Source organism: Paenibacillus sp. 01L418, assembly GCF_056400045.1.
The window spans coordinates 1-4,946 of record NZ_JBFTSN010000447.1; the positions used below are offsets into that span (position 1 = coordinate 1).

Annotated in this window: 5 protein-coding genes; 4 read left to right on the forward strand and 1 reads right to left on the reverse strand. The window is 45.7% G+C overall.

Annotated elements, in window-relative coordinates; translation table 11 throughout:
* The 4 genes from AC1DSE_RS29950 to AC1DSE_RS29965 all read left to right on the forward strand — a co-directional run.
* The coding region (locus AC1DSE_RS29950) for an ABC transporter ATP-binding protein (protein WP_477528673.1) at window positions 1-1,155 on the forward strand (1,155 nt) is incomplete at its 5' end.
* A 3-nt stretch (window positions 1,156-1,158) separates the two neighbouring features.
* A complete protein-coding gene (locus AC1DSE_RS29955) occupies window positions 1,159-2,898 on the forward strand; it encodes an ABC transporter ATP-binding protein (RefSeq protein WP_477510400.1) in 1,740 nt (579 codons plus the stop codon).
* Between the two features lie 72 nt (window positions 2,899-2,970).
* On the forward strand, window positions 2,971-3,249 hold the full coding sequence (locus AC1DSE_RS29960; RefSeq protein ID WP_477528674.1) for a hypothetical protein: 279 nt from the start codon (window positions 2,971-2,973) through the stop codon (window positions 3,247-3,249).
* Window positions 3,250-3,503: 254 nt separating this feature from the next.
* Window positions 3,504-4,370, forward strand: a complete 867-nt coding sequence (locus tag AC1DSE_RS29965; protein ID WP_339204879.1) for a YitT family protein — start codon at window positions 3,504-3,506, stop codon at window positions 4,368-4,370.
* Between the two features lie 58 nt (window positions 4,371-4,428).
* On the opposite strand, the gene AC1DSE_RS29970 is transcribed toward AC1DSE_RS29965, so the two are convergent.
* A partial coding sequence (locus AC1DSE_RS29970) for an MFS transporter (protein ID WP_477528675.1) occupies window positions 4,429-4,946 on the reverse strand: 518 nt, incomplete at its 5' end.

Consider the following 4,946-nt stretch of genomic DNA (forward strand, 5'->3'; position numbering starts at 1 on the left):
GTGAATACCGTTATGCAAGAAAATTTGTCCGGTATCCGCGTTGTGAAAGCATTTGTTCGGTCCGATTACGAGGAAGAACGTTTTAATGAAACAAACTCAAATCTACTGCATGCCAGTCTAAAAGCAGCTAAGATCGTTGCGCTTAATACGCCGCTTGTGTCGATCATTCTTAATTTTAGTATTGTAGCTGCATTATGGTATGGGGGAATGCTCTCTGAGCACGGGGCGCTGTCAGTGGGAAGTCTCGCCGCCTTTTTAACTTATATTACACAGCTTCTCTTTTCTACTCTAGGACTAGGAAATCAATTGATTGCAATCTCTCGGGCCAAGGCTTCTGCTGATCGCATCAATGAGATACTGGAGGTTCCGGCAGATAAATGGACAGCTGAACGAAAAGCTAACGAGCAGTCCAAAAAAATTCAAGCTGGCAGAATAACTTTTGACCATGTGAGCTTCGGCTATGAAGGCTCGGAGAAAAACATACTTCACGACATAGATCTGAATATAGAGCCGGGCGAGACGATTGGGATCGTAGGGATAAACGGCTCAGGAAAATCAACGCTGGTCAGCCTCATTCCAAGGTTTTATGAAGCGACAGAGGGAATGATCCGCATTGATTCCTATCCGATTAACGAGATCGCTTCTGCAGAGCTGCATGGCCAAATCGGAATGGTGCTCCAGCAGGCGCATCTGTTCAGTGGAACCATTCGTGACAATATCAGCTATGGYAAGCCGGATGCGAGTCAGGATGAAATAGAGGCAGCAGCCAAGGCAGCTGAGGCTCATGCATTCATTATGAAGCTGGAGAATGGCTATGATACGCTGCTTGGCCAGCGCGGGGTCAATCTGTCCGGCGGCCAAAAGCAGCGGTTGTCCATTGCTAGGACGTTGCTGCTGAAACCCAAAATTGTGATCCTTGATGATTGTACAAGCGCGGTTGATTTGAGAACGGATTTACTCATACGCAAATCGTTGCAAGAGATTATGAAGAGCAGCACTTGTCTTATCATTGGTCAGCGAATTGCATCCGTACAGCAGGCAAATCGGATTATCGTGCTTGAGAATGGTCGAATTACAGCCATTGGCACGCATCAGGAGCTTCTTGAACAAAGCAAGCTATACCAGAAAATGGCCTTTTCCCAGCAAGGAGCTTGATAGATGAATCATACGCTAACGACATTAAGAAGAATCGGCACTTATTTACTTCATGGGCGGGCTAGACTGCTAGCGGTTATTGCACTCACGATAGCTGCAGCAGGACTTACGCTTGCAGGTCCTTATTTTCTTGGCAAGGCTTTGGATGATTATATTATTGCGAAACAATATAACGGTTTGCTCCAAATCTGCCTGCTTATGCTCGGCATCTATGCGGCTGGCAGCTTAGTTAGTTGGCTTCAGGCCATTTACTTAGCTGAAGTATCGCAGCGAACTGTGTGGAGCCTTCGCAAGGAACTATTCAATCATTTGCAAAAGCTGCCTATTCCATTTTTCGCGAGTAAAAATCACGGTGAGCTCATGAGCCGCACAACCAATGATATTGATAATGTAACGAATACGCTGAACCAAAGCCTGATACAAATTATATCAAGCGTCATTATGCTTGTGGGTTCGTTCGCGATGATGCTTTTCTTAAATGTGTGGCTCACACTCGTTACACTCGTCATCATCCCGCTCATCGTTTTCGTTACGAAGCGAATAGCAAAGATTACACAGCGGCAGTTCAAAGGGCAGCAGCAGGTACTTGGCGGACTGAACGGTTTTATAGAGGAAACGGTATCCGGCCAGAAGGTTGTGGCTCTGTTTCATCAAGAGGAGCGAATGGCCGAGCAATTCAGCGCCGCTAATGCCAAGCTGAAGAAGGTAGGAACTAAAGCTCAAATTTATTCGGGTACGATGGGCCCGTTCATGAACATGTTTGGTCATATCAGCTATTTAATCATTGCAGGAGTCGGCGGCTGGCTGGCAATTCATGACCATGCAACAGTGGGCGTCATCATAAGCTTCCTCGGTTACTCGAAGCAATTCTCAGGCCCTTTGAATGAGGTCGCCAATCAATACAATATGATTCAGTCGGGGGTAGCAGGCGCGGAGCGGGTGTTTGAGATGATGGATATTCCATCAGAATATGAAGAACCCGAGTCCGTGAAAGAGCTGGAATCGATTGGCGGCAAGGTAGAGTTTCGCGATGTGCGGTTTGAATATAACGACGGAACCGCAGCGCTTAATAACATCTCCTTTATTGCTAAGCCGGGAGAAACCGTTGCGCTAGTGGGTCCAACTGGAGCGGGCAAGACTACGATCATTAATCTGATTGGGCGATTCTATGAGATCAAGGACGGTCAAATACTGATTGATGACGAAGACATCTGCACGATAGACAAAAACAGCTTGCGCAAACAGCTAGGAATCGTGCTGCAGGATGCCCATTTGTTCTCGGGTACCATTCGTGAGAATATCCGCTATGGCAAGCTGGATGCTACCGATGAAGAGGTGGAGGAGGCGGCTGCCCAAGCGAATGCGAATAGTTTCATCACGAAGCTTCCGCTAGGCTATGAGACCGAATTGACAGCGGAAGGCGGGAACATAAGCCACGGGCAGCGCCAGCTTATCACGATTGCTCGGGCCATTCTTGGAGATCCTGCGCTGCTTATACTCGATGAAGCAACGAGCAGTGTAGATACGCTGGCTGAGCTCCAAATTCAAGAAGCGATGAAGAAGCTGCTTAGCGGCAGAACGAGCTTCGTTATTGCGCACCGACTCAGTACCATTCGAAATGCGGATACCATTCTATTTATTAAAGATGGTGAAATTGCGGAGCGCGGTACACATGATGAGCTGCTTGCGAAAAAAGGGTTGTATGATCAACTGCATGGCAGTCAATTTTTACAACAAGTATAGACGTACTGTCTCATAAAGGTCATATGAATGTGGTACAATGAGACGAGCGATACAATTAGGAGATGACTAACGATGACAGAACAACTGAACGAGCAAGAACTTTTGCAGTATATAGCAAACGAAACAAACGCGGATGAGAAGCTGATTAAGCTTGTATTAAAGCATGAGCAAGCGTTCATCGGCAGCGCGAAGGAAGATAAAAATGGCGAGGTAGATATTGACGGCGACGAGCTCGTAGATTATGTACTGAGCCGTCCTGATGTAAAGTCCAATGAGCTGGTCGTGGAATCAATCTTGGRCGCTGAAATGGATTATTTGATGGACAAAGGCCTTGCAGGTTACGTAGACTAATTTGTGAGCATAAATGTAAGACTATGAAGGACTGCTTCCAAGCGCATGTTGGCTGAAGCAGTTCTTCTTTTGTTGGAAAGTTTACAATATTTTTGTAAACACTAGCTGAAAATAGATGTTTTGCACGGTTATTGCGACGGAATAAGGACAGGATAGTACAGCATATGTTCTAAACGAGGTACATGCGTTTTTGAAAAAAATGCTTTTTTATGCTAAAGTTATAGGATGAAATCGGGAAAACGGAGGATGGGCAGTTGGCAAAAACGCATAAGGGGTTATCATCTTTAGAAATTTTTAAGCGGTTTATTTTTATCTCGATTGGTTCGATTTTAATGGGCGTCGCACTCGAATTGTTTCTCGTTCCGAATAATGTAATCGATGGTGGCATTGCCGGTATATCGATTATGTTGGCGCACCTCACATCGCTTCCACTCGGCGTGTTCTTGTTCGCAGTGAACGTACCGTTCCTAATTCTTGGATACAAACAAATTGGGAAAACGTTTGCGATCTCAACCCTTTATGGCATTATCGTCATGTCGATCACGACATCATTGCTCCATCACGTTGAAGCATTTACAGAAGAAAAGCTGCTTGCTGTTTTGTTCGGTGGTCTTATTCTCGGTGCAGGAGTTGGTCTTGCGATACGTTTCGGCGGCTCGCTGGATGGCGTAGAAATTGTATCGATCCTGATTTCGAAGAAAATGCGTATGCCAGTCGGACAAATTATCATGATATTTAACGTTATTATTTTTGTAATTGCGGGATTTGTGTTTGAATGGGATTCAGCCATGTACTCGATGTTTACATATTATATAGCGATTAAATTAATTGATATCGTTGTGGAAGGTCTCGATGAGTCGAAATCGGTAACGATTATTTCTTCTGAATATGATGAGGTATCGCAAGCGATTATTGACCGTTTAGGTCGTACAACGACATTGATCCAAGCGCGCGGCGGCTATTCAAAGGATGAAACGCAAATGATCTATTGCGTCGTATCCCGACTTGAGCTTGCGAAGCTCAAAGCTATCGTGCAATCCATCGATGAGAATGCCTTTATTGCTATCGAGCATGTATCCGACGTCATGGGCGGCGGATTCAGCAAAGGCAGCATCCACTAAGGTATAACAATAAAATCCGGCTGCGACGTCAGAAGTCGCGCAGCCGGATTTTTTTATATTATAAGCTTGTCGAAATAGATGGATCATTCACAGGCCTAGCGAGACCCTTGTCTTTTACATATAGCAGGAACAAGAGCGCAATAACCATGCCTCCTGATGAGAAATAGAACAGCACGGAATAACCAAGCAGATCAATCAATCCGCCCATGAGCGGCGGTGAAGCGATAGCAGCAAGTGAAGAGATTAAGTAATAGATGCCTGTCCGTGTACCGATGCTTTGCTCTTTGCCGAGCGAAACGATAAACGGATAGGAATTGATATTGATCATCGCCCAGCAGATGCCTCCGACAATAAGCAAGGTACGAAGCGGGAGCAGCGCGTCTGCGAAAGAGATCGCTGCAAAAATTACGATGAGGCCAATAACCCCTAACGTGATAATAAGCTTTTTGCCGAAGCGGTTGCCAAGCAGTCCGCTTGGAATGGCGGCAGCTACAAAAGCGAGTGAGAAGAAGGCGAGCGAGAATGATGATTGGCCTTCGGTCAGCTGTAAGTGCTTTGTGCCGTACAGAGTAAAGA

Coding starts and splice junctions, on each gene's coding strand:
- AC1DSE_RS29955 (WP_477510400.1), top strand. CDS start 1,159: ATGAATCATACGCTAACGACATTAAGAAGAATCGGCACTTATTTACTT.